Here is a 22222-nt window from a genome sequence, read left to right on the forward strand (position 1 = left end):
GGCCACGAAACTGTCATGAAACAATTCTTGCCGCCACGAAGCCGTTTTTGGTTTTCCACGCAAATGTCCCGAAATGTTCTGCCGTTAGTCATCACCCCAACGGAGCACCGAAACGGTGCCGCGGTGATCAACAACACCGAGCAAACAGGGGCGATCAATGATCAATCTTGACACGTTCAAGAACTATTCGCGCGCCATTGCGATCAGTGCAGTCGCGATCTCTGCAATCGCGTTCGCAGATACAGCCAACGCTGCGCCGGTGCAGCTCTTCCCCTTCTTCCAACCGCTGCCGCCGATGACGGCGCCGCAGCCGCTCCAGCCGTACCAGCCCTATCAAGCCGCGCCGTCCGAGGATCAGGACGCGGTCGAGATGCCGGCCCGCTTCCGCCGCCAGACCGTTTCCTATGCAACGCGGGAGGCGCCAGGCACCATCATCATCGACACGCCCAACACCTATCTCTACTACGTGCTCGGAGGCGGCCAGGCGCTGCGCTACGGCATCGGCGTCGGCCGTGACGGCTTCACTTGGTCCGGCATCCAATCGGTGAGCCGGAAGGCCGAATGGCCGGCCTGGACTCCGCCGCCGGAAATGATCGCCCGCCAGCCCTATCTGCCGCGCCACATGGCCGGCGGCCCCGGCAATCCATTGGGGGCCCGCGCCATGTATCTCGGCAGCACCATCTACCGCATTCACGGCACCAACGCGCCCGAGACCATTGGCAAGCACGTCTCGTCCGGCTGCATCCGCATGACCAATGAAGACGTCACCGACCTCTACGCCCGCGTCAACGTCGGCACCAAGGTGATCGTGCTGCCGATGACGGAGCGGCGAGCCGAGCTTGGAGTTGCGATGCGCTGAGCGACAGGACATTGTGACGCAAACGGCCCCGGAACCCACCGGGGCCGTGTTCGTTTGCCCTCGACATCCCGAAGCGCGCTTGCTGCAGCGCGATTGCATGGAGGCGCAGATGCAAGCACGCACGCAACGTTCGTCAAGCGCATGGCTGCTCGCAATCGGCACGGGGGCATTGACGTTGCTCTTGTCACCGCCTCTCTCGCGCGCGCAGCAGCCGGCGAGCGACGATGCAGCCCAGCAGGCCTTCAACAATTCCTGCCGCACCTGCCACTCCATGAAAGAGGGCGACAATCGCCTCGGTCCCAATCTTAACAAGATCGTCGGACGCAAGGCCGGCGCGCTGCCGAACTACAATTACTCGTCGCCGATGAAGGAAGCCGGCTTCATCTGGGACCAAGACAAGCTCACCCGCTTCATGGTCAAGTCGGACGAGGTGGTGCGGGGCAACAAGATGCAGCCTTATGGCGGCATCTCGGCGGAGGAAGCCGCTAAGGTGATTGCTTATCTGCAGGCGGCTTCGCAGTAACGACCTACGCTAAGCGGGTCGTTTTTGTTTGATGTCGGTCATCGTGGCCATCCTTCGAGACGCCCGCCTGCGGCGGGCCCTCAGGATGAGGGCGGAGTGTGGCGGCCCGCCGTTCCCTACGAAGCGCTTGCACCGAGGCGAAGATGCCGGTTAGCCTCATCCTGAGGAGCGCGCTTGCGCGCGTCCCCAAGGACGAGGCGTTCACACCGGGCGGTCCGTTACCGCTCACCGCCGCGCCCTCGCTCCGCAATCAATCTCAGCCACGCCGCGGAATGAAACGCGCTCATCAACAGATACATCGGCACCATGCCAACGAGCACGGATCCTTGTCCGGCGGAGCAGAGCATGTCCGCCGCACCGCCGCCGAGCGCGGCGGTCAGCAGGGCCATGATCGCGAAGGTCGGCGTGGCCGCCAGTCCCAGCCATCGGGCGAGGTGACGCGCGGCCGCGACGATGTCGCGGTTGACGCTGGCGGCCGCGCTTGCGGAAGCGGTCATTTCCGTTCTCCCGCAGCCTCCTTGCGAAAAGCCTTCTCGCCGGCGGTCGAGATCTCGACCCACTTCTCGTCGGGCGCTGCACCTTCCGTGTAGCTGTCGTGCCAATTCCACCATTTGTAGGTCGGCGTCTGCGGATAGCCTTTCGGCGAATCCTCCCAGACCTCCTGGCGGCCGAGCGGCGTGATGTCGAGATAATTCCAGGTACCGCCCATCTGCTCATCGCCCCGGCTCTTGACGAAATAGGTGCGGAAGACGCGGTCGCCGTCACGGTAGAACACGTTCGTCCCGTGCCATTCGTCAACGCCGAAATCAGCATCGAAGCTGTCGGTGATGGTGACCCAGGGCATGATCCAGCCCATCCGCTGCTTCAGCCGCGCGATATCGGCCTGCGGCGCGCGCGAGGCGAAGACAAGGGTAGTGTCGCGGGCATTGAGGTGCGCGACATGGGCGACCTGGTCGGCGACCATGGAGCAGCCCCGGCACGCATGGTCGGGCCAGCCGAACACCCCCGGCTCGAAGAAGGCGCGGTAGACGATCAATTGCCGCCGGCCCTGGAATAGGTCGACCAGACTGAGCTTGCCGCCGGGGCCCTCGAACGCATAGGTTTTGTCCACCGCCATCCAGGGCATGCGTCGCCGCTCGGCGGCCAGGGCATCGCGGGCACGGGTATGCGCTTTTTCCTTCACGAGCAGTTGCAGACGGGCTGCCTCCCAGTCCTGCGGCGACACCACGGGCGGTGTCTGCATGGCGGAATGTCCGTTCGTCCCTGCGCTTTCAACTGATGTCATCATGGCTCTCCAAACCTCTTGCCTGGGCGATCATTCCGCATCGCGTTATGACAGACGCGGAACCCCTCGCCCTTCACCGCACATCGTCGGTCGTAAACTGTTTCTGGCATCTCGCGGTCGCGGGGTGGGAGTAACAAGTGTGGCGGGATTTGAATGGAGTCGCTGATCACGGCCGCGGCGCGCGCGCTCGAGGCGGGCGATCCGCTCGGTGCGCTGAACCGCGTTGCGCTGCGCAACGACGCACCGTCGCTGGCGTTGCGCGGCATCGCGATGGCGCAGCTCGGCGATTTCGCCAAGGCCAAGACGCTGCTGCGGAGCGCCGCACGTGCCTTCGGTCCGAGAGAGGCGGTGGCGCGCGCAAGATGCGTCGTGGCCGAGGCCGAGATCGCGCTGGTCTCGCGCGACCTGAGCTGGCCGGCGAGGACGCTTGCAGCGGCGCGCGCGACACTCGCAAGGCACGGCGATCTCGCCAATGCCGCCCATGCCGGTCACATCGAGGCCCGCCGCCTTCTTCTGCTCGGGCGCCTCGACGAGGCCGAGCGCACGCTGGCGGAGCTCGGCGCAGGCCCTCTTCCGCCTGCGTCTCAGGTCATCCGTGAACTCGTGGTCGCCGGCATCGCAATCCGGCGGCTCAAAACCAAAGATGCGCGCGCGGCGCTCGACCGCGCCGCCGACGCGGCACGGTCGGCCGGGATTCCAGCGCTCACGGCCGAAGTCGAAAGCACGAACCTCGTGCTCGACACGCCCGCGGCTCGCCTGATCGCACGCGGCAAGGAGCATCCACTGTTGCTTGGACAGGTCGAAGCGCTGGCGGCGTCTCACGCGCTCGTCGTGGACACGTTCCATCACACCGTTCGGAAGGGGGGCATCGTCGTGTCGCTGGGAACGCGGCCGGTGCTGTTCGCGCTCGCCCGCCGCCTGGCGCAGGCGTGGCCCGCGGACGTGTCCCGAGAGGCTCTGATGACCGCCGCGTTTCGCGCCAGGCACGTCGATGAATCGCATCGCGCCCGGCTGCGGGTCGAGATCGGTCGGCTCCGCGCCAAGCTCAAGCCTCTTGCCGATGTGAGCGCGACCAAACACGGCTTTGCGCTGACACCGCGCAAAACGCGACAGGTTCTTGTGCTGGCGCGGCCGGTCGAGGAGAAGCACGCCGCAGTGCTCGCCTTCCTGTCCGACGGCGAGCCCTGGTCGAGCTCGGCGCTCGCGCTGGCGCTCGGAATGAGCGCCCGCACCGTGCAGCGGGCCCTCGAAGACCTGGCGCGATCACACAAGGTGCAGTCCTTCGGACATGGCCGGGCGAAGCGTTGGATGACCCCGCCCGTCCCGGGTTTCCCGACAGGCTTGTTACTCCCCACGCCGCTCCTGAAGACGTAGGGTGAGGTCACATCACAGGGATCAAGCACATGAAGCGTACAGCCGCCGAGATCATCAAGGAGTATGGGCCTTTCGCGGGCGTCGAAGCCGTGCATGGCGTCACCTATGACGGCAAACATGTTTGGTTCGCGTCCGGCGACAAGCTGAACGCGGTCGATCCGGCCGACGGCAAGATCGCGCGCTCCATCGATGTCGCCGCGCATGCGGGAACGGCGTTCGACGGCCGGCACCTGTTCCAGATCGCCGAAGATCGCATCCAGAAGATCGACGCCGCCACCGGCAGGGTGCTCAGCACCATTCCGGCGCCCGGCGGCGGTGGCGATTCCGGATTGGCCTGGGCCGAAGGGTCGCTCTGGGTCGGGCAATATCGCGAGCGCAAGATCCATCAGGTCGATCCCGAAACGGGAAAGGTCCTCCGCACCATCGAGAGCAAGCGCTTCGTGACCGGCGTGACCTGGGTCGATGGCGAACTCTGGCATGGCACCTGGGAGAACGAAGAGAGTGACGTGCGGCGGATCGACCCTGATACGGGCAAGATTCTCGAGCAGCTCGACCTGCCCGCCGGGACGATGGTCTCAGGTTTGGAGTCGGACGGCGGCGATCGCTTCTTCTGCGGCGGCGGCGGTCGCGGCAATGTGAGGGCGATCCGCCGTCCGCGACGCAGCTAGCCTCGCGATGACGATTTGAACGCGCGGCAACGGGGCGTTCGCAGCCGTTAACCTGTTCGCCCCAATTCCACCCCACCTGTGCGCTCTAGCGCCCTCCTCGCCGGCCCTGTAAAACCCCCGTCGGGGCGGCTTGGGGGATTGATGCGACTAACGTTGAATCTGAAGACGATCCTGATCGCCGTCGCAGTGCTCGCGGCGTCGTTCTTCATCAGCCTGAAGGCCATGGACTTGCTGTCGCCGCGCGGGACCAATTCGGCGCCGACGGTCGCGCAACTGCCGCCGCTGCCGCCGGCCTCGAAGAGTTCCATCGTGATCGCGCCGGTCGCGATCGCGCTGTCGGCGATCCGCGAGCAGGCCGAGAGGGCTTCGCCGCGCAATTTCGCAGGGAAGGCCGACAACCCGATCTCGCAGATCCTGGAGAACGCCGACATCGGATGGATGGCGGCGCGCGGACCGATGGCGGCAACAGGCGACAAGGACGTGCTGACGCTGTCGACGCCGCTCACCGGCAGGCTGAACGTGACGGGATCGCTGTCCTCGAAGGCCACCGGCGCGCTTGGCGACGCGCTCGGCAGTGTGCTCGGCGGCGACGCCGCGAAACGGATCGGCGCGGTCAACATCAAGAACCTGAACGCCAGCGCCGAAATCAAGGGCAACGTGGTCGTCACCTCGCGCCCCAAGCTCGCGGCCAACTGGTATCTCGAGCCCAATCTCGGCGCCCAGGTCAATCTCGGCGACACCAACGTTGCCGTCGCGGGCGCGAAGGTCAACGTGCCGGCGCAGGTGAAGCCATTGATCGACAAGAATGTCGGCGAGCAGATCAACGCCGTCTCCGAACGCATCCGCAACGATCCCTCGCTGCGAGAGAATGCCAGGGTGCAATGGGCCAAGGCGTGCCGCTCGATCTTGCTGCAAGGCTCGGGCTCATCGGCCGCACTGCCGCCGCTCTGGCTCGAGATGAAGCCGGTGCGCGCAATCGCGGCGCAGCCGCGCGTCGATGCGCAGGCCGTGACGCTGCTGCTCGGCCTCGAGGCCGAGACACGCGTGACCTCGACGCCGACCAAGCCGGAGTGTCCGTTTCCCGACAAGATCTCGATCGTGCCGCCGACCGGCACGGGCGTGAACATTGGCGTGCCGATCGATGTGCCCTTCACCGAGATCAACAAGCTGATCGCGGCGCAGATGGTCGGTCATACCTATCCCGAGGACGGCTCCGGCCCGGTCGACGTGACCGTCAAGACCGTCAACGTGACCCCCTCGGGCGACCGCCTGCTGATCTCGCTGCTGGTGCGCGCCAACGAGAAGAAGAGCTGGTTCGGCCTCGGCGCCGAGGCGACTGTGCACATCTGGGGCCGGCCGATGCTCGACCAGGCGCAGCAAACGCTGCGGCTCGCCGACATCCAGCTCGCGGTGGAATCCGAGGCGGCGTTCGGCCTGTTAGGAGCGGCGGCGCGTGCCGTGGTGCCGCAGATGCAGCAGGCCCTGCTGCAGAAGGCGACGCTCGACCTGAAGCCGATCGCCGCCAACGCCCGCGAGAAGATCGCAGCCGCGATCGCAGACTACCAGAAGAGCGAGGATGGCCTCAAGGTCGAAGCCAAGATCGACAGCCTGACGCTTGCCGACATCGCCTTCGATTCCAAGACCCTGCGCGTCGTCGCTGAAGCCGGCGGCTCGCTGAAGGTGGTTGTGACGAAGCTGTCGGGGATGTAGCCCGCCTTTGCTCACCGGGTCCGTGCGCGTCTTCGCTTGCACCGCTGGCATTCTCATCGGAGGATGCTAAGCTGTTCCTCGCAACCTCGAACGAGGCGCTGACAGCATCGTAGCTGATAACGCGAGGACGACATGGAAGCCGGCATGGTCACGCCTGCGCCGGCACTGGTACGCCTTTCAGGCATTCAGAAGACCTACGATGGCGAGCACCTCGTGGTGAAGAACCTCGACCTCGAGATCAAAAAGGGCGAGTTCATTACCCTGCTCGGCCCGTCGGGCTCGGGCAAGACGACCACGCTGATGATGCTCGCTGGCTTCGAGGTTCCGACCCATGGCGAGATCTACCTCGCTGACCGGCCGATCAAGAACGTGCCGCCGCATAGGCGCGACATCGGCATGGTATTCCAGAACTATGCCTTGTTTCCGCATCTGACGATTGCGGAGAATATCGCCTTCCCGCTATCCGTCCGCAAAATCAACAAGGCGGAAGCGCAGGAGCGCGTCAGCGCGGCGTTGCGCATGATCAAGATGGAAAGCCTGGCACACCGGCGGCCCGGGCAGTTGTCCGGCGGTCAGCAGCAACGCGTCGCACTGGCCCGTGCGCTGGTCTTCAATCCGCAGCTCGTGCTGATGGACGAGCCCTTGGGCGCGCTGGACAAGCGTCTGCGGGAGCAGATGCAGCTGGAGATCAAGCAACTCCACGAGACAATGGGCATCACGATCGTCTACGTGACCCACGATCAGAGTGAAGCGCTCACGATGTCGGATCGTATCGCCGTATTCAACGACGGCATTGTGCAGCAGATCGATACGCCCGACTCGCTTTACGAGCATCCGGTGAACAGCTTCGTCGCCCACTTCATCGGCGAGAACAATGTGCTGGCCGGCACCGTCGAAACGATCGAAAAAGAATATTGCCGCGTCGCGCTGGCCGGTGGCGGCGCCGTGACCGCGCGGGCGGTCAATGTATCACGCGCAGGCGCATCGACTTCCCTCTCGGTGCGGCCGGAGCGGATCTCCATTGTCCCGGATGGCACCTCCAACGACGGACCGAACCGCCTGCCGGCCAAGGTGCAGAGCACCATCTATCTCGGCGATCACGCGCTGGCCGTGCTCGATGTCGCCGGCAATGCGGAGTTCATGGTCAAGCTTCAGCCCGGGGCTCATCACAGTCTGAGACAAGGCGAAAGCGTGTCGATCACCTTTCGCCCAGAGGACTGCCTGGCCCTCGATCCCGTCTGATCCAACCCTGCAGCCTTCATCCAAAACAAGCGGTCGGGCATCTCAACGCAACTCACATGAAGAAGGAACAAAGACCATGCTGAAGCGCAAGATTGGCAAGATTGTCTTGGGTTTCGCCGCGGCGCTCACCGCCAGCGCCGCGCTGACGACAATGGCGCAGGCGCGTGACCTCACCGTCGTATCGTGGGGTGGCGCCTATCAGGATGCCCAGAAGAAGGTCTATTTCGAGCCTTTCAAGAAGGCGGCCGGGATTGCGATGAACGACGAGTCCTGGGACGGCGGCATCGGGGTGCTGCGCGCCAAGGTGCAGGGGGGCGCCGCCACATGGGATGTGGTCCAGGTCGAAAGCGACGAACTCGCGGTCGGCTGCGAGGAAGGGCTGTTCGAGAAGTTGGATTATTCCAGGATCGGCGGCGAGTCCGCCTATATCCCACCGGCGGTCAATCCCTGCGGCGTCGGCGCGATCCTTTATGATTTCGTTCTCGGCTACGACAAGGACAAGCTGAAGGAGGCGCCGAAGGGCTGGGCCGACTTCTTCGATACCAAGAAGATTCCCGGCAAGCGCGCCTTGCGCCAGGGCCCGAAGACAACGCTGGAGATCGCCCTCATGGCCGACGGCGTCGCACCGAAGGACGTCTACAAGGTGCTGGCGACCGACGAGGGCATCGATCGCGCGTTCAAGAAGCTGGACACGATCAAGGGCGACCTCGTCTGGTGGAAAGCCGGCGCCCAGCCGCCGCAATTGCTCGCGTCCGGCGAGGTGGCGATGACCTCGGTCTACAATGGCCGCATCGACACCGCGAACAAGAACGAGAAGAAGAACTTTGGCATCGTATGGGATGGAGCGCTCTTCACTCTCGACAGCTGGGTCATTCTGAAGGGGAGCCCGAACAAGGACGCCGCCTACAAGTTCCTGGACTTCGTCGGCAAGGCGGAGAACCAGTCAAGATTGTCGGAGAACATTGCTTACGGCACCTCGAACAAGGACGCAGCCGCGCGGCTACAGCCCGCCGTTCTGAAAGACCTGCCGACGGCGCCTGACAACATCAAGGACGCGGTCGAGATCAACGTTGGCTTCTGGCTCGAGAACATCGACCGCCTGACCGAGCGCTTCAACAAATGGGCGGCGAAGTAGCGCGCGGCGGCAACCCGACTTACGCAGGAGGTATAGGGTGCGTGGCGGACAACTCGCCCGTGGCGCATCCTTCGAGACGCCCGCCTACGGCGGGCCCTCAGGATGAGGTCTGAGTCTGTGGCAGCGACCTTACAGGCACCTATGTCAATAAGCCTCATCCTGAGGAGACCGCGAAGCAGTCGTCTCGAAGGACGAGGCGCTTGCACCGGCCGCTCCAAAAGGCCACATGCGATTGACCTACCCAAATTAGCGAGGGATATCCGTTCAAAGGGGCTCTTGCCGTGACGGACGCGCTCTTGACTGGCGCCAATGCGTCGACCGAGGTGCCGCTTAAGCGCCGGCTGAGGCGTGCTGAGCGGACACGGCAGGTCAAGGCATTGGCGCTGCTGGCACCGCTTCTCGTCTTCCTGCTCTTCACGTTCGCCGGGCCCATCGCCGGCATGTTGTGGCGCTCGGTCGAGGACAGGGAGGTACGCCAGGTCTTTCCTCACGCGGTAGCTGCGCTCGCCAGTTGGGATGGCAGGGACCTGCCGGATGAAAAGGCTTATGCGGCGCTGGCCAGCGACATCCTGGCGGCGCGCGCCTCCGGCACCATCGCCATTGCGGCCAAGCGGCTGAACTACGCATTGAATGGCTTCCGCACGATCCTGACCAGCACGGCACGCAATCTGAAGGCGGTGCCGGAGCCCGGCACGGCCAAGGAGACGCTGGGCAAGATCAATCCGGCCTGGCGCGAACGCGCCACCTGGACGACGATCAAGGACGCCAGCGGTCCGGTGACCGGCTTCTACCTTCTGGCGGCGCTCGACCTGACGCGAAACGCGGACGGCGCGATCGTCGCGGCCCCGCCGGATCAGGCCATCTACCGCGATGTTTTCGCCCGCACCTTCCTCATCAGCATCAGCGTCACGGCGCTCTGCCTGATCCTCGGCTTCCCGGTCGCCTACCTGCTGGCCACGCTGCCGCCCGGCCGGTCGAACCTGCTGATGATCTTCGTCCTGCTCCCGTTCTGGACGTCGCTTCTGGTCCGCACGTGCGCCTGGATCGTGCTGTTGCAGAGCAAGGGCGTCGTGAACGACAGTCTACGCTGGCTTGGCGTCATCGACGAGCCGTTGCGCCTGATCTACAACCGCTTCGGTGTCTGCGTGGCGATGACCCACGTTCTCCTGCCGTTCATGATCCTGCCGCTGTACAGCAGCATGAAGGCGATCTCGCCTGCTTACATGCGTGCGGCCGCTTCGCTCGGTGCGCCACCACTGACTGCCTTCCTGCGCATCTACCTGCCACAGACCCTGCCCGGCATCGGCGCGGGAAGCCTGCTCGTCTTCATCCTGGCGCTTGGCTATTACATCACGCCGGCGCTCGTCGGCGGCGCCGCCGATCAGATGATCAGCTACTTCATCGCGCTCTACACAACCGAGACCGCCAATTGGGGCCTTGCCTCGGCGTTGGGCGCGGTGCTGCTGCTGGCCACTCTTCTGCTCGCTCTCGTCTACGGAAAGCTGGCGCATGGGCAGCAGGTTACGGGAGGAATGAAGAATTGAGCGACAATTCCCCCCTCCGCACGCCCAGCCAGCGCATCGCGTGGACCGCGACGATCATTGTCTCGACGCTGGTGTTCATCTTCCTGATCGCGCCAATCCTGGCGATCATGCCGCTGTCCTTCAGCTCAGGCTCCTACTTGACCTATCCGCTGCCCGGCCTCTCCTTGCGCTGGTACGACGATTTCATCAATTCGCCGCGCTGGATGAATTCGCTGAAGAACAGCATGATCATAGGCATAGCTTCGACCGTGCTGTCCATGGTGCTCGGCACATTGGCCGCCCTGGGACTGGCGCAGTGGAGGAGCCGGTTCAAGCCGCTCGTGCTGGCCTTCGTGCTGTCGCCGGTCGTGGTACCTGGCGTCATCACCGCGGTCGGTCTGTATTTCTTCTTCGCGCCGATCGGACTGACCGGCAGCTATCTCGGCTTGATCCTGGCCCATACGGCGCTGGCGACGCCGTTTGTGGTGATCACGGTCGGCGCGACGCTGCAAAGCTTCGACACCAACCTGGCGCGCGCCGCCGCCTCACTCGGCGCCTCGCCGCTTCAAGCGTTTCGCCGCGTGATCCTGCCGCTGATCTTGCCCGGCCTGGCGTCGGGTGCGCTGTTCGCCTTCGCGACCAGCTTCGATGAGGTGGTGATCGTGCTGTTCATGGCAGGTCCCGAGCAGCGCACCCTGCCGCGCGAGATGTTCGCCGGCATCCGCGAGAACATCAGTCCGACGATCACGGCAGCGGCGGTGGTGCTGACGGCGGTATCGGTCGTCCTCCTCGCTACCCTGGAAGGCTTGCGTCGGCGCAACGAACGGCTCAAGAGCAGCAGCGCCTGACCGGCGTCGCCAAACGATCTCGAAGAACTCCCTATACCCCGCCTAGCCCCCGCCTTTTTGCATTCCGCTACGGCGCTCCTGGCTTAGCCGGCGGCGCCGATTGCGGCTAGAACAGGCGCGCAACAAAACCCAAACAACAACACACAGGGAGAAAGAACGTGCAAAAACTCATCGCCGCGGTCGCAGCGGGCTTCACGCTTGCCGCAACATGCAGCACCGCACAGGCCCAGATTTCCGATGACATCGTCAAGATCGGCGTGCTCACGGACATGTCGAGCCTCTATGCGGACGCGACCGGCAAGGGCTCGCTCGCCGCGATCGAGATGGCGGTCGCCGATTACGGCGGCAAGGTTGCGGGCAAGCCGATTCAGGTCGTCGCCGCCGATCACCAGAACAAGCCCGACGTCGGCGTCAACATCGCCCGCAACTGGTACGACAACGACAAGGTCGACGCGATCTTCGACGTGCCGACGTCCTCGGTGGCGCTGCCGGTCTCGGCGCTGACACGCGAGAAGAACAAGATCCACATCAATTCCGGCGGCGGCTCGTCCGACATCACCGGCACCGCCTGCTCGCCCAACACGGTGCACTGGACCTACGACACCTATGCGCTGTCGAACGTCGCCGGCAAGGCGATGGTCAAGCGCGGCGAGGACAGCTGGTTCTTCGTCACCGCCGACTACGCCTTCGGCATGGCGCTGCAACGCGACGCCGCCAACGTGGTGAAGGAGAGCGGCGGCAAGGTGCTCGGCGAGGTCCGCCATCCGCTCAACTCGTCGGACTTCTCCTCCTTCCTGCTCCAGGCCCAGGCCTCCAAGGCCAAGGTGGTCGCACTGGCGAATGCCGGCGGCGACACCACCAACGCCTTGAAGCAGGCTTCCGAGTTCGGCCTGACCCAGGGCGGTCAGAAAATGATCGCGCTGTTGCAGGAGATCACCGACACGCATTCGCTCGGCATCAAGGCGACCCAAGGCCTGATCGTCACCGACGCCTTCTACTGGGACATGAACGAGGAGACGCGCGCCTTCTCCAAGCGCTTCAACGAGAAGGTCGGCCACATGCCGACGATGATCCAGGCCGGCCTCTACTCGGCGACCATGCACTATCTGAAGGCGATCGACGCCATCAAGTCCGACGAGGCGCCGAAGGTGATGGAGGAGATGCGCAAGACACCGATCAACGACTTCTTCGCCAAAGGTGGCAAGATCCGCATCGACGGCCGCATGGTCCACGACATGTATCTGTTCGAGGTCAAGAAGCCCGAGGAATCCAAGGGCGAGTGGGACCTCTACAAGCTGATCGCCACCGTGCCCGGCGACGAGGCCTTCCGTCCGCTCGACAAGGGCGGCTGCCCTCTGGTGAAGGGGCATTGAACTGCGTCGTCATACGCAAGTTCGCCGCAATGACGAAAAGACACGACGGCGCGCCCGGGGAAAGCCGGGCGCGCTTCGTTGAAGTATTTAGAAGTCCATTACTCCGAGTACTTGAACTCCGGCATGTTCTTCAGCTCGTCCTTGCTGGCGTTGAACACGGCATGATCCGGATACCATTTCGACGCCGACGAGGTCGTGGTCGTCGCGGTCTTGTCGGTGCCGGTCGCTGCGCCAGTCGTCGTGGTTGCAGCCGGCCGGCCGGGCGGGTTGGTGGCTCCTGTGCCGGAGTAGGCGACGGCCTCGTTGACGAACTTCAGCTTCTCATAGGGCACCGCGACCAGATGCTCGCCCATGCCGAGGAAGCCGCCGACGCCGATCACGGCGATCTTGATGTTACCGCTCTTGTCCATCAAGAGGTCGTTGATCGAGCCGATGTTCTCGTTAGCCTCGTTATAGACCTTGACGCCCGACATTTTCGACACGCGCCACTGGTCGGACGCGCTCGTCGTCGTGGCGGTGGCCGCGGTCGGCGCCTTGTCGGTGGTGGCGGGCGGCGTTTGCGCGAACGCAGCGGTCGCGAGCAGTGCTGTGCCGGCAAGACCGGCGACGATCGACTTCATCATGTTGTCCTCTCCTTCGACAGAAACCTTGTGCGGAGAAAACAGCGCTGATCACGCCCAGTTCCGTGCGGACGGCAATTTCGTCGCGCGATGCGCGAGCCGAAAAGCGCCTAGGGCATGTTCCTGCGTCACTCAGGAACATATTGCAGCGCACGATTCCCGCCCACGCGCCCTGGAGAGAAGCACGATCGCGGCGAACAACGCGCCGACCGAACGTCGCTCAGCTCAGCTCTTGTAGTCGATCAGCAGCGCGGAGAAGCGCGCGACGCTCGGCGCGCTGCCATTGGCACCGTAGGAGGACGACGATTGCGATTGCTGGACCGCCTGGAGCAATTGCTGGAGTTTCCGCGCTCATTCCGGCGGCGTAGCTCAAGCCGCGAGCGGCGGGTGCTTGATGGCGTGCTCATCGAAGATCGCCACCGCCTCAAAGCGGTAGCCGCAGGCGTGGCAATTCCAGAGATAGGAAACGCGGCCTTCGCCCGGCTCGATCCAGTCCGGGGACGGAATCGGCGTGCCGCACTGTGCACAGGGGTTCTGCGTGGGAATGTCGTCGATGTCTGGCGGGGTCATGGACGTCCTCCCGAATGCTGTTTTGAAAGCGATTTTTGGGCGGAGACACGAATGGACAGACCAGCTGTCGCGTAAGGCGCTCCGCCAGCTCCAAGCTTAACGTGAGTTTGAGTCGTAAAAGCGACGGCCCAACGAAAATCGCCGAAGGCGGCGTTTCGCCACATCATCGCCGTGTTCCCACGGCCTAACCCGCACGGGTGCAGGTCCGTTCTGCCAAGGAATATTTCGATGAAAATTTTACGCGTTGCCGCGCTGCTCGCAGCCGCACTGATTTTGCCGCAGGGCGCATTCGCCGGCCAAGCCGAATACGCCGAGATGGTCGCAGCCCATGCCCGCGCCAACGGCGTGCCGGAGGCGCTGGTCCACCGCGTGATCATGCGCGAGAGCCGCTATCAGCCCGGCCTCGTCGGCCGTGGCGGCACCATCGGGCTGATGCAGATCAAGCTCGCGACCGCCCGCGGCGTCGGCTACACCGGCGATGCCGCAGGCCTGCGCGATCCCAACACCAACCTCACCTACGCGGTCAAATATCTCGCCGGCGCCTATCGCGCCGCCAATGGCGACCATGCTCGAGCCGTGCGTTATTTCGCGGGCGGCTATTACTATGCGGCAAAGCGGCAGCGGCAGGAGGCCGTGCAGGTCGCCACTATCGGCCCGACCAATTTGGGCGAGACCAATTTGGGGGAGACCAATTTAGGGGAGACTTGGCTCGAGCCGAACGGCAACCCGCAGCCGATGTTGGGCGCCACGTCGCCCAGGAAGCTCGTCCAGCGCGTCCGCAACGCCCGGGCGCAGGTTCCTCACTAGAGATCGTCATTCCGGGGCGGTCCGCAGGACCACACCCGGAATCTCGAGATTCTCAGGTGCGCAATTGCGCACCATAGTTCGATGCTTCGCATCGCCCCGGAATGACAGCCGTGTGGCTTAACGCGTTGACACCGCCCGTCACTGGCATACATTAGAGCCGTTCCGAGGGGTGCTCCGAGGAGGAGCTGAGATACCGCTAAATGGGCAATACCGCCCAGGACCGCGGTGACCCTTTGAACCTGATCCGGGTCATGCCGGCGAAGGGACAGGGATGTTGCAGACCACCAAGCGACCGGATTCACCGGTATCTATCATCGGCGCAGGCATCGCAGGCGCCTGGCAGGCCTTGCTGTTCGCGCAGGCCGGCCATGCCGTGACGTTACACGAGCGTGGTGACGCCGCCATGACCGATGCCACCAGCCATTGGGCCGGCGGCATGCTCGCCCCCTATTGCGAGGCGGAGGTCGCCGAACCCATGGTCAGCCGCCTCGGCCTGCGCTCGCTCGAGATCTGGCGCCGCGAATTGCCGGAAACGCCGTTCAACGGCTCGCTCGTCGTCGCCCATCCCCGCGAGCGCAACGATTTCGAGCGCTTTGCCCGCATGACCGAGGGTCACGAGCGGCTCGATGCAGCCGGCCTTGCCGCGCTGGAGCCGTCGCTGGAGGGCCGCTTCCGCGAAGCCCTGTTCTTCCCGAGCGAGGGCCATGTCGAGCCGCGCCGCGTGCTGCCGAAATTGCACGAGCGGATCCGCGCCGCCGGCGGCACCATCAAGTTCGAAAGCCGCGTCAGCGCCGCCGAGCTCGACGGCATCGTGATCGACTGCCGCGGCCTTTCCGCGCGCGACGAGCAGCCCGAGCTGCGCGGCGTCAAGGGCGAGATGATCCTGATCGAGACGGACGAGGTGCAGCTTGCGCGTCCGGTGCGGCTGATCCATCCGCGCTGGCCGCTCTATGTCATCCCGCGCGAGGACAATCTGTTCATGCTGGGCGCGACCTCGATCGAGGCCGAGGACACCGGCGTCAGCGTGCGCTCGGCGCTCGAGCTGTTGGGCGCCGCCTACGCCGTGCACCCCGCGTTCGGCGAAGCCCGCATCGTCGAATTCGGCTCCGGGCTTCGTCCCGCCTATCCCGACAATCTGCCGCGCATCGGGATTCGCGGCGAGAAGATCGCCGTTAATGGCCTCTATCGCCACGGCTTCCTGCTCGCGCCGGCGCTCGCCGAGCTGACACTTGCCTATGTCCAGCGTGGCCAGATCGACAATGAGGTGATGCAGTGCGGGTGATCGTGAACGGTGAGCAGCGCGAGGTGAGCTCGGCCAGCGTCGACGCGCTGCTCACCGAGCTCGACTACGAGGGCACCCATTTCGCCATCGCGCTCAATCACGACGTCGTGCCGAAAAGCCGCTGGGCGGAGACGCAGCTGAAAGCCGGCGACGAGATCGAGATCATCACGCCGCGGCAGGGAGGGTGAGGATGATGTACGCGCCACACGCTCCGCTGTCATCGCCCGGCTTGACCGGGCGATCCAGTACGCCGCGGCTTCACGGTCCTAGCCGCGCTGCCGCGGCGTACTGGATCCCCGCCTACGCGGGGATGACATCATCATTCAAGGAGACACCTTTCACATGGTGACCTTCTACGGCAAGACCTTCGCCTCGCGCCTCCTCATCGGCAGCGCGCTCTATCCCTCGCCCGCGATCATGCAGGCCGCGATCCGCGCCTCCGGCGCGAGCATCGTCACCGTCTCGCTGCGCCGCGAATCCGCCGGCGGCAAGACCGGAGACGCGTTCTGGAAGCTGATCCGCGAGCTTGACGTCACGGTGCTGCCGAACACCGCCGGTTGCCGCAGCGTGCGCGAGGCGGTGACGACCGCAAAACTCGCCCGCGAATTGTTCGGCACGTCCTGGATCAAGCTCGAAGTGATCGCCGACAACGACACGCTCCAGCCCGACGTCGTCGGCCTGGTCGAGGCCGCCAGCATCCTGATCAAGGACGGCTTTGAAGTGTTCCCCTATTGCACCGAGGATCTCTCGGTCGCCAACCGCCTGGTCGATGCCGGCTGCAAGGTGGTGATGCCATGGGCAGCCCCCATCGGCTCGGCCCGCGGCATCATCAACCGTGACGCGCTGAAACTGCTGCGCGAGCGCCTGCCCGACATCACGCTGGTCGTCGACGCCGGCTTGGGGGCGCCCTCCCACGCGGCCCACGCACTGGAGCTCGGCTACGATGCCGTGCTGCTCAACACCGCGATCGCAAAGGCCGCCGATCCCGTCGCGATGGCCAACGCCTTCCGTCTCGGCGTCGAGGCCGGCCGCACCGCTTACGAAGCCGGGCTGATGGACGCCCGCGACTTCGCCTCCCCGTCCACCCCTGTCGTTGGGACCCCGTTCTGGCATGCCGTATCCTGATCCTTTCTATCCCGTCGTCGACAGCCTCACATGGGTCGAGCGCCTGACGAAACTCGGCGTCGGCACCATCCAGCTGCGCGCGAAAGAGCTGAACGACGCCGACGCGCTGCAGATCGTCACCGATGCGCTGGCGATCACCAAGGACACGCAGACCAAGCTGGTCGTGAACGACTATTGGCGCGCCGCGGTCGTTGCCGGCGCCAAATATCTGCATCTCGGCCAGGAGGATCTGGCGGATGCCGATCTCAAGGCCATTCGCGAGGCCGGGCTGTCGCTCGGCATCTCCACCCATGACGACGACGAGCTTGCGACCGCGCTCAAAGCCAAACCCGACTACGTCGCGCTCGGCCCGATCTTCTTCACCACGCTGAAATCGATGCGCTTCGAGCCGCAGGGCATTCCAAAAATCACCGAATGGAAAAAGCGCATCGGCGATATCCCGCTGGTCGCGATCGGCGGCATCAAGCTCGAGCACGCTGCGGAGATTTTTGCCGCAGGCGCGGATTCCATCGCTGTGGTTTCCGACGTCACGCAAAATCCCGACCCGGATGCGCGCGTGCGGCAATGGCTCGACCTGACAGTGGAGGCTGCGTGATGATCGCTCCGCTCTCACCACCCGTCATTGCGAGCGAAGCGAAGCAATCCAGGAACTTTCCGCGAAGGCGGTCTGGATTTGCTTCGTCGCAAGGGCTCCTCGCAATGACGGAGCAAGAATTCACCGTAGTCGCGCCAACGCACGCAGAACAGAATTAACCGGAGAATCCCCATGAACATCCGCTCCAACCCCGACAAGACCGTCCCCGCCGTCACCACCGGTCCCCTTCCCTCCTCGCGAAAAATCTTCGCGACGCCCGACGCCGCGCCCGACCTGCGCGTGCCCTTGCGCGAGATCATCCTCTCCGAAGGCGCCGGCGAGCCGAACCTGCCGGTCTACGACACCTCGGGTCCCTACACCGACCCGTCCGTCACCATCGACGTCAACGCCGGCCTTGCGCGCAACCGCAAGCAATGGGTGCTGGAGCGCGGCGGCGTCGAGGAATATGAGGGGCGCCAAATCAAGCCGGAGGACAATGGCAGCGTCTCCACCGACAAGGCCGCGCGCGCTTTCTCGGCCTATCACAAGCCGCTGCGCGGCCTTCCCGGCCACAAGATCACGCAGCTCGAATTCGCCCGCGCCGGCATCATCACCAAGGAGATGATCTACGTCGCGGAGCGCGAAAATCTCGGTCGCAAGCAGCAGCTCGAGCGCGCGGAAGCCGCGCTCGCCGACGGCGAGAGCTTTGGCGCATCGGTGCCCGCCTTCATCACGCCGGAGTTCGTGCGCGACGAAATCGCGCGCGGCCGCGCCATCATCCCCTGCAACATCAACCATTCCGAGCTCGAGCCGATGATCATCGGCCGCAACTTCCTGACCAAGATCAACGCCAATATCGGCAACTCGGCGGTGACCTCTTCCGTCGAGGAAGAGGTCGAGAAGATGGTCTGGGCGATCCGCTGGGGCGCCGACACCGTGATGGACCTCTCCACCGGACGCAACATCCACACCACGCGCGAATGGATCTTGCGCAACTCGCCGGTGCCGATCGGCACCGTGCCGATCTACCAGGCGCTGGAGAAGTGCAACGGCGATCCCGTGAAGCTGACTTGGGAGCTCTACAAGGACACCTTGATCGAGCAGTGCGAGCAGGGCGTCGACTATTTCACCATCCACGCCGGCGTGCGCCTGCAATATATCCATCTCACCGCCAGCCGCGTCACCGGCATCGTCAGCCGCGGCGGTTCGATCATGGCCAAGTGGTGCCTTGCGCATCACAAGGAGAGCTTCCTCTACACGCATTTCGACGAGATCTGCGACCTCATGCGCAAGTATGACGTCTCGTTCTCGCTTGGCGACGGCCTGCGTCCGGGCTCGATCGCGGATGCCAACGATCGCGCGCAGTTTGCCGAGCTGGAGACGCTCGGCGAACTGACGAAGATCGCGTGGGACAAGGGCTGCCAGGTCATGATCGAAGGCCCCGGCCACGTGCCCATGCACAAGATCAAGATCAACATGGACAAGCAGCTCAAGGAGTGCGGCGAGGCGCCGTTCTACACGCTTGGACCGCTGACCACCGACATCGCGCCGGGCTACGACCACATCACCTCAGGCATCGGCGCGGCCATGATCGGCTGGTTCGGCTGCGCCATGCTCTGCTACGTCACGCCGAAGGAGCATCTCGGCCTGCCCGACCGCAACGACGTCAAGACCGGCGTCATCACCTACAAGATCGCCGCCCACGCCGCCGACCTCGCCAAGGGCCACCCCGCCGCGCAACTGCGCGACGACGCGCTCTCCCGCGCGCGATTCGAATTCCGCTGGACCGACCAGTTCAACCTCGGCCTCGATCCGGACACCGCAAAGAGCTTCCACGACGAGACCCTGCCCAAGGAAGCCCACAAGGTCGCCCATTTCTGCTCGATGTGCGGCCCAAAATTCTGCTCGATGAAGATCACCCAGGACGTGCGGGATTACGCGGCGACGCTGAACGATCCGAACTCGGTGGGCATGTCGATGGCCGGCACCGTCGAAGACGGCATGAAGCAGATGAGCGAGAAGTTCAAGGAGATGGGATCGAGCGTATATCTGGATGCGGAGAAGGTGAAGGAGAGTAATCGGGTGTTGTAATTCTCCGCTCGTTATGCGCGGGCTTGCTCGAGCATCCATCAGGAGCGAGAAGCCGGGCGAAAGCTCGGCTTCTTTTTAGAGCGCAGCGTAGCCAGGACGAGCGAAGCGACATCCGAGATTGACAGCGGCCCGGATGTCGCTGACGCTCTGTGCAACGCTAAGGTTGGTCGATTTGCCCACCCCTACCCTCCACCGCCTCCCCGACCAGCTCCGCGCGGGCCTCCGCCTCGTCTTCGTCGGCACCGCCGCCTCTGCGCGCTCGGCTGAACTCGGGCACTACTACGCCCATCCCGGCAACCGCTTCTGGCGGGCGATCCATGAAGCGGGGATCACGCCGCGGCGCTATCAACCGAGCGAGTTTGCATCGCTGCTCGCGCTCGGGATCGGCTTCACCGATCTCTCCAAGACGGGCGCCGGGATGGATCACCAGATCGCGACGGAGACGATCGACGTGCCGGGCTTCAGGGCCAAGATGGAGACCTATCGGCCGCGGACGATTGCGTTTACGAGCAAGAAGGCGGCGAGCTTGTTTTATGGCAGGCCGTCAGCTGCGATTGCGCTGGGCCGGCAGGCGCGCGATGCGAGCCTGCCGGAGGTCTTCGTGCTTCCCTCGCCGTCCGGTGCGGCGTCCGGGCATTGGACGATCGAGCCGTGGCGCGAACTGGCGGCGTGGATCGGCTGCGGCTCGTAGCTCGTAGGGTGGGTTAGCCTCGCGGTGGCGCGAAGCGCTGTCCGCGTGGCGTAACCCACCGCTTCTGTTACCGCGGATGCGGACGTGGTGGGTTACGCCTTGCCCGGTCGCGTATCGAGCGACCGCGTTCGTGATCGGCTAACCCACCCTACGCAGCGGGAATGGCGAGACAGCCTGTCGGAATCCGCACCCATCATTCGTCCTCTGACCAATCGCACCCCGGAGCCCCACATGCCGCCCACCATCACCGCCTTCGAAAACTCCCCCGACCGCGGCCGGGGCCAGGCGCGCGACATGCGGGTGCGCTGGGCGCTGGAGGAGGTCGGCCAAACCTTTGACGTTCGCCTTGTGTCATTCGAGGCGATGAAGGCACCGGCGCATCGCGCGCTGCATCCCTTCGGGCAGATCCCGACCTATGAGGACGGCGATCTCGTCCTGTTCGAGTCCGGGGCAATCGTGCTGCAGATCGCCGAGCGCCACGATGGCTTGCTCCCGAAGGATGCGAACGCGAGGAGCCGTGCAATCGCGTGGATGTTTGCCGCACTCAGCACGGTGGAGCCGCCGATCGTCGAGCTCGCCATGGCGATGCTGTTCGAGCGCGACAAGAGCTGGTACGCGGAGCGCCTGCCCATGCTCCAGGACCGCGTCCGTGTCAGGCTCGGCGAATTGTCCCGCCACCTCGGCAGTGCCGACTGGCTCGACGGCGCGTTCAGCGCCGGCGATCTCATGATGGTGACGGTGCTGCGCAGGCTGAACACGTCGGGCCTGCTGGACGAGTATCCTGCCGTTGCCGCCTATGTCGCCCGCGGCGAGGCGCGGCCGGCTTTCAGGCGGGCTTTCGATGCGCAGCTTGCGGTGTTCACCACGACGAACTCGTAGGGTGGGTTAGCTGCGCGGCCAAAGCGAAGCGCAGGCCGCGCGGCGTAACCCACCGCTTCTGTCGCCGCGGAGACGGAGGAGGAGGTGGGTACGCCTTGCGCCGTTCCGTAGTGAAGGACCGCGTTCGTGAGCGGCTAACCCACCCTACACAGCCCTCCTACCGCATCGTGATCGCAAGCCCGCTGAGATCCGCATTCGCCATCAACCCGATCTGCTGGCCGGTCAATTCCAGCACCGCGCCCTTCTGGTTGGTCAGCACGATGGCACGGGCGCCGCGGCCGACGGCAAGGCCGGCACCGGCGGCGCCGTAGACGCCAGCCACATCCGAGGGACGGTTGATGTTGGAGACCCGGCCGCGCAGTACGGTTTTCGAGCCGCCGAACACGAGACCGTAGTCGAGGCCGCCGGTGGAGAGCCCATAGGTGCGGCCGCGGAAGCTGAGCACGCCGCTGCCGCCCGAGCCGCCGATGATCCAGCCCGCCTTGTAGATCGTCAGCGTCACGAAGCCGCTGTCGGCCCGTGCCGCAGTCGCGAGGCCAGCCAGGGCGATGATGGCGACCAGCGCGGCGCGGAAGGTGGATGCGAACTTCATGGGTGTCTCCGGGGGGCTATTTTTAGGGGGGATCGAATCAGACGCGACAAATCTATCCGATCGATCGCGGCGGCAACATGATGGGGGCGGACGTGACGTGCAAGATGCAGCAGCGCATCCAACTGTCATCGCCCGCGCCGGGCGATCCAGTATTCCAGAAGCAGTCATGGTTGAGCCGAGAGGCCCCGGCGTACTCGATACCCCGGTCCCGGCTCCGCCAAGGCTACGCCGGGGCCTCAAGGGTGCTCGGCCGCCGAAGCTTTAGCGAAGGCGGCAAGCCGGAGCATGACGGTGGAGTTTGAAGCTACAGCGCATTGTCGCCATGATGCCATTCTGCCAGTGTTTTGCCCGACGAGGCTGGGCAAGAATTACTCGTTAGCGGAGTGAGGCGGGTGCGTGCCGGCCGATTGCGAGCGGAGGCTGTATATTTGTCCAGAAGGCCCCTAGGGCA

24 protein-coding genes and 1 riboswitch are annotated in these 22222 nt (G+C 64.7%); of the genes, 19 read left to right on the plus strand and 5 right to left on the minus strand.

All coding sequences use genetic code 11. The features are described 5' to 3' along the window. The first annotated feature begins 15 nt into the window (after positions 1-15). The 3 genes from IVA87_RS25230 to IVA87_RS25240 all read left to right on the plus strand — a co-directional run bounded on the left by IVA87_RS25230 (position 16) and on the right by IVA87_RS25240 (position 1382). The gene (locus IVA87_RS25230; protein ID WP_247335564.1) at positions 16-171 is read left to right on the plus strand and encodes a hypothetical protein; all 156 of its coding nucleotides are present in this window, start codon (positions 16-18) and stop codon (positions 169-171) included. Beyond that, positions 158-859 (plus strand): L,D-transpeptidase, encoded by a 702-nt coding sequence (locus tag IVA87_RS25235; protein ID WP_247335566.1) that lies wholly within the window; start codon positions 158-160, stop codon positions 857-859. The genes IVA87_RS25230 and IVA87_RS25235 overlap by 14 nt, the downstream gene beginning before the upstream one ends. A 109-nt stretch (positions 860-968) precedes the next feature. Continuing rightward, positions 969-1382, plus strand: coding sequence for a c-type cytochrome (locus IVA87_RS25240; protein ID WP_247335568.1), 414 nt, complete (start codon positions 969-971; stop codon positions 1380-1382). A gap of 218 nt (positions 1383-1600) precedes the next feature. On the opposite strand, the gene IVA87_RS25245 is transcribed toward IVA87_RS25240, so the two are convergent. Then, the gene (locus IVA87_RS25245; RefSeq protein WP_247335570.1) at positions 1601-1879 is read right to left on the minus strand and encodes a hypothetical protein; all 279 of its coding nucleotides are present in this window, start codon (positions 1877-1879) and stop codon (positions 1601-1603) included. After that, positions 1876-2670: a thioredoxin family protein gene (locus IVA87_RS25250; RefSeq protein ID WP_247335572.1), complete on the minus strand. Its 795-nt coding sequence runs from the start codon at positions 2668-2670 to the stop codon at positions 1876-1878. The genes IVA87_RS25245 and IVA87_RS25250 overlap by 4 nt, the downstream gene beginning before the upstream one ends. Positions 2671-2820: 150 nt before the next feature. Here IVA87_RS25250 and IVA87_RS25255 point away from each other — a divergent pair, with 150 nt between their 5' ends. The 8 genes from IVA87_RS25255 (at position 2821) to IVA87_RS25290 (ending at position 12540) form a co-directional block, all read left to right on the plus strand. Continuing rightward, the gene (locus tag IVA87_RS25255; RefSeq protein ID WP_247335575.1) at positions 2821-4041 is read left to right on the plus strand and encodes a helix-turn-helix domain-containing protein; all 1221 of its coding nucleotides are present in this window, start codon (positions 2821-2823) and stop codon (positions 4039-4041) included. A 29-nt stretch (positions 4042-4070) separates the two neighbouring features. After that, complete coding sequence (locus tag IVA87_RS25260; protein ID WP_247335579.1) at positions 4071-4709, plus strand: PQQ-binding-like beta-propeller repeat protein; 639 nt, start codon at positions 4071-4073, stop codon at positions 4707-4709. Between the two features lie 141 nt (positions 4710-4850). Further along, a complete protein-coding gene (locus IVA87_RS25265) occupies positions 4851-6419 on the plus strand; it encodes a DUF4403 family protein (protein WP_247335582.1) in 1569 nt (522 codons plus the stop codon). 132 nt (positions 6420-6551) lie between these two features. Continuing rightward, positions 6552-7661 carry an ABC transporter ATP-binding protein gene (locus IVA87_RS25270; protein ID WP_247335584.1) on the plus strand — a complete coding sequence of 370 codons (1110 nt, stop codon included), beginning with the start codon at positions 6552-6554 and terminating at the stop codon, positions 7659-7661. Between the two features lie 76 nt (positions 7662-7737). Then, on the plus strand, positions 7738-8796 hold the full coding sequence (locus tag IVA87_RS25275; RefSeq protein ID WP_247335587.1) for an ABC transporter substrate-binding protein: 1059 nt from the start codon (positions 7738-7740) through the stop codon (positions 8794-8796). Positions 8797-9077: 281 nt separating this feature from the next. Beyond that, positions 9078-10340, plus strand: coding sequence for an ABC transporter permease (locus tag IVA87_RS25280; RefSeq protein ID WP_247335588.1), 1263 nt, complete (start codon positions 9078-9080; stop codon positions 10338-10340). Then, complete coding sequence (locus IVA87_RS25285; RefSeq protein ID WP_247335590.1) at positions 10337-11167, plus strand: ABC transporter permease; 831 nt, start codon at positions 10337-10339, stop codon at positions 11165-11167. Before IVA87_RS25280 ends, IVA87_RS25285 begins: the two co-directional genes overlap by 4 nt. 158 nt (positions 11168-11325) lie before the next feature. Beyond that, positions 11326-12540 (plus strand): ABC transporter substrate-binding protein, encoded by a 1215-nt coding sequence (locus tag IVA87_RS25290; RefSeq protein WP_247335592.1) that lies wholly within the window; start codon positions 11326-11328, stop codon positions 12538-12540. 98 nt (positions 12541-12638) lie between these two features. Here the strand turns inward: IVA87_RS25290 and IVA87_RS25295 are convergent, their stop codons facing one another. Together IVA87_RS25295 and IVA87_RS25300 are read right to left on the minus strand one after the other, a co-directional pair. After that, the gene (locus IVA87_RS25295) at positions 12639-13163 is read right to left on the minus strand and encodes a PRC-barrel domain-containing protein (protein WP_247335593.1); all 525 of its coding nucleotides are present in this window, start codon (positions 13161-13163) and stop codon (positions 12639-12641) included. A 366-nt stretch (positions 13164-13529) separates the two neighbouring features. Beyond that, positions 13530-13730, minus strand: a complete 201-nt coding sequence (locus IVA87_RS25300) for a hypothetical protein (protein WP_247335596.1) — start codon at positions 13728-13730, stop codon at positions 13530-13532. Positions 13731-13958: 228 nt separating this feature from the next. Between IVA87_RS25300 and IVA87_RS25305 the strand changes: the two genes are divergently transcribed. The 8 genes from IVA87_RS25305 to IVA87_RS25340 all read left to right on the plus strand — a co-directional run bounded on the left by IVA87_RS25305 (position 13959) and on the right by IVA87_RS25340 (position 21179). Further along, on the plus strand, positions 13959-14537 hold the full coding sequence (locus IVA87_RS25305) for a lytic transglycosylase domain-containing protein (RefSeq protein WP_247335598.1): 579 nt from the start codon (positions 13959-13961) through the stop codon (positions 14535-14537). Positions 14538-14692: 155 nt separating this feature from the next. After that, positions 14693-14821, plus strand: a riboswitch (TPP riboswitch). Continuing rightward, positions 14809-15819 carry an FAD-dependent oxidoreductase gene (locus IVA87_RS25310; protein WP_247335600.1) on the plus strand — a complete coding sequence of 337 codons (1011 nt, stop codon included), beginning with the start codon at positions 14809-14811 and terminating at the stop codon, positions 15817-15819. Its footprint overlaps the riboswitch before it by 13 nt. Further along, complete coding sequence (thiS, locus tag IVA87_RS25315) at positions 15810-16007, plus strand: sulfur carrier protein ThiS (protein WP_247296076.1); 198 nt, start codon at positions 15810-15812, stop codon at positions 16005-16007. The genes IVA87_RS25310 and thiS overlap by 10 nt, the downstream gene beginning before the upstream one ends. Before the next feature lie 154 nt (positions 16008-16161). Further along, positions 16162-16944, plus strand: coding sequence for a thiazole synthase (locus IVA87_RS25320; protein ID WP_247296074.1), 783 nt, complete (start codon positions 16162-16164; stop codon positions 16942-16944). Next, positions 16931-17539 (plus strand): thiamine phosphate synthase, encoded by a 609-nt coding sequence (locus tag IVA87_RS25325; RefSeq protein ID WP_247296072.1) that lies wholly within the window; start codon positions 16931-16933, stop codon positions 17537-17539. The genes IVA87_RS25320 and IVA87_RS25325 overlap by 14 nt, the downstream gene beginning before the upstream one ends. 171 nt (positions 17540-17710) lie before the next feature. Next, a complete protein-coding gene (thiC, locus tag IVA87_RS25330; protein ID WP_247296070.1) occupies positions 17711-19609 on the plus strand; it encodes a phosphomethylpyrimidine synthase ThiC in 1899 nt (632 codons plus the stop codon). 133 nt (positions 19610-19742) lie between these two features. Continuing rightward, the gene (locus IVA87_RS25335; RefSeq protein ID WP_247296069.1) at positions 19743-20300 is read left to right on the plus strand and encodes a mismatch-specific DNA-glycosylase; all 558 of its coding nucleotides are present in this window, start codon (positions 19743-19745) and stop codon (positions 20298-20300) included. 231 nt (positions 20301-20531) lie between these two features. Then, the gene (locus tag IVA87_RS25340; protein ID WP_247296067.1) at positions 20532-21179 is read left to right on the plus strand and encodes a glutathione S-transferase family protein; all 648 of its coding nucleotides are present in this window, start codon (positions 20532-20534) and stop codon (positions 21177-21179) included. Between the two features lie 157 nt (positions 21180-21336). Here the strand turns inward: IVA87_RS25340 and IVA87_RS25345 are convergent, their stop codons facing one another. Beyond that, a complete protein-coding gene (locus IVA87_RS25345; RefSeq protein WP_247296066.1) occupies positions 21337-21771 on the minus strand; it encodes a hypothetical protein in 435 nt (144 codons plus the stop codon). Between the last annotated feature and the right edge of the window lie 451 nt (positions 21772-22222).

The organism is Bradyrhizobium sp. 147 (assembly GCF_023073935.1).
Classification (GTDB): Bacteria; Pseudomonadota; Alphaproteobacteria; order Rhizobiales; family Xanthobacteraceae; genus Bradyrhizobium.

Coding starts and splice junctions, on each gene's coding strand:
- IVA87_RS25230 (WP_247335564.1), top strand. CDS start 16: ATGAAACAATTCTTGCCGCCACGAAGCCGTTTTTGGTTTTCCACGCAA.
- IVA87_RS25235 (WP_247335566.1), top strand. CDS start 158: ATGATCAATCTTGACACGTTCAAGAACTATTCGCGCGCCATTGCGATC.
- IVA87_RS25240 (WP_247335568.1), top strand. CDS start 969: ATGCAAGCACGCACGCAACGTTCGTCAAGCGCATGGCTGCTCGCAATC.
- IVA87_RS25245 (WP_247335570.1), bottom strand. CDS start 1,879: ATGACCGCTTCCGCAAGCGCGGCCGCCAGCGTCAACCGCGACATCGTC.
- IVA87_RS25250 (WP_247335572.1), bottom strand. CDS start 2,670: ATGATGACATCAGTTGAAAGCGCAGGGACGAACGGACATTCCGCCATG.
- IVA87_RS25255 (WP_247335575.1), top strand. CDS start 2,821: ATGGAGTCGCTGATCACGGCCGCGGCGCGCGCGCTCGAGGCGGGCGAT.
- IVA87_RS25260 (WP_247335579.1), top strand. CDS start 4,071: ATGAAGCGTACAGCCGCCGAGATCATCAAGGAGTATGGGCCTTTCGCG.
- IVA87_RS25265 (WP_247335582.1), top strand. CDS start 4,851: ATGCGACTAACGTTGAATCTGAAGACGATCCTGATCGCCGTCGCAGTG.
- IVA87_RS25270 (WP_247335584.1), top strand. CDS start 6,552: ATGGAAGCCGGCATGGTCACGCCTGCGCCGGCACTGGTACGCCTTTCA.
- IVA87_RS25275 (WP_247335587.1), top strand. CDS start 7,738: ATGCTGAAGCGCAAGATTGGCAAGATTGTCTTGGGTTTCGCCGCGGCG.
- IVA87_RS25295 (WP_247335593.1), bottom strand. CDS start 13,163: ATGATGAAGTCGATCGTCGCCGGTCTTGCCGGCACAGCACTGCTCGCG.
- IVA87_RS25300 (WP_247335596.1), bottom strand. CDS start 13,730: ATGACCCCGCCAGACATCGACGACATTCCCACGCAGAACCCCTGTGCA.
- IVA87_RS25305 (WP_247335598.1), top strand. CDS start 13,959: ATGAAAATTTTACGCGTTGCCGCGCTGCTCGCAGCCGCACTGATTTTG.
- IVA87_RS25310 (WP_247335600.1), top strand. CDS start 14,809: ATGTTGCAGACCACCAAGCGACCGGATTCACCGGTATCTATCATCGGC.
- IVA87_RS25320 (WP_247296074.1), top strand. CDS start 16,162: ATGGTGACCTTCTACGGCAAGACCTTCGCCTCGCGCCTCCTCATCGGC.
- IVA87_RS25325 (WP_247296072.1), top strand. CDS start 16,931: ATGCCGTATCCTGATCCTTTCTATCCCGTCGTCGACAGCCTCACATGG.
- thiC (WP_247296070.1), top strand. CDS start 17,711: ATGAACATCCGCTCCAACCCCGACAAGACCGTCCCCGCCGTCACCACC.
- IVA87_RS25335 (WP_247296069.1), top strand. CDS start 19,743: ATGTCGCTGACGCTCTGTGCAACGCTAAGGTTGGTCGATTTGCCCACC.
- IVA87_RS25340 (WP_247296067.1), top strand. CDS start 20,532: ATGCCGCCCACCATCACCGCCTTCGAAAACTCCCCCGACCGCGGCCGG.
- IVA87_RS25345 (WP_247296066.1), bottom strand. CDS start 21,771: ATGAAGTTCGCATCCACCTTCCGCGCCGCGCTGGTCGCCATCATCGCC.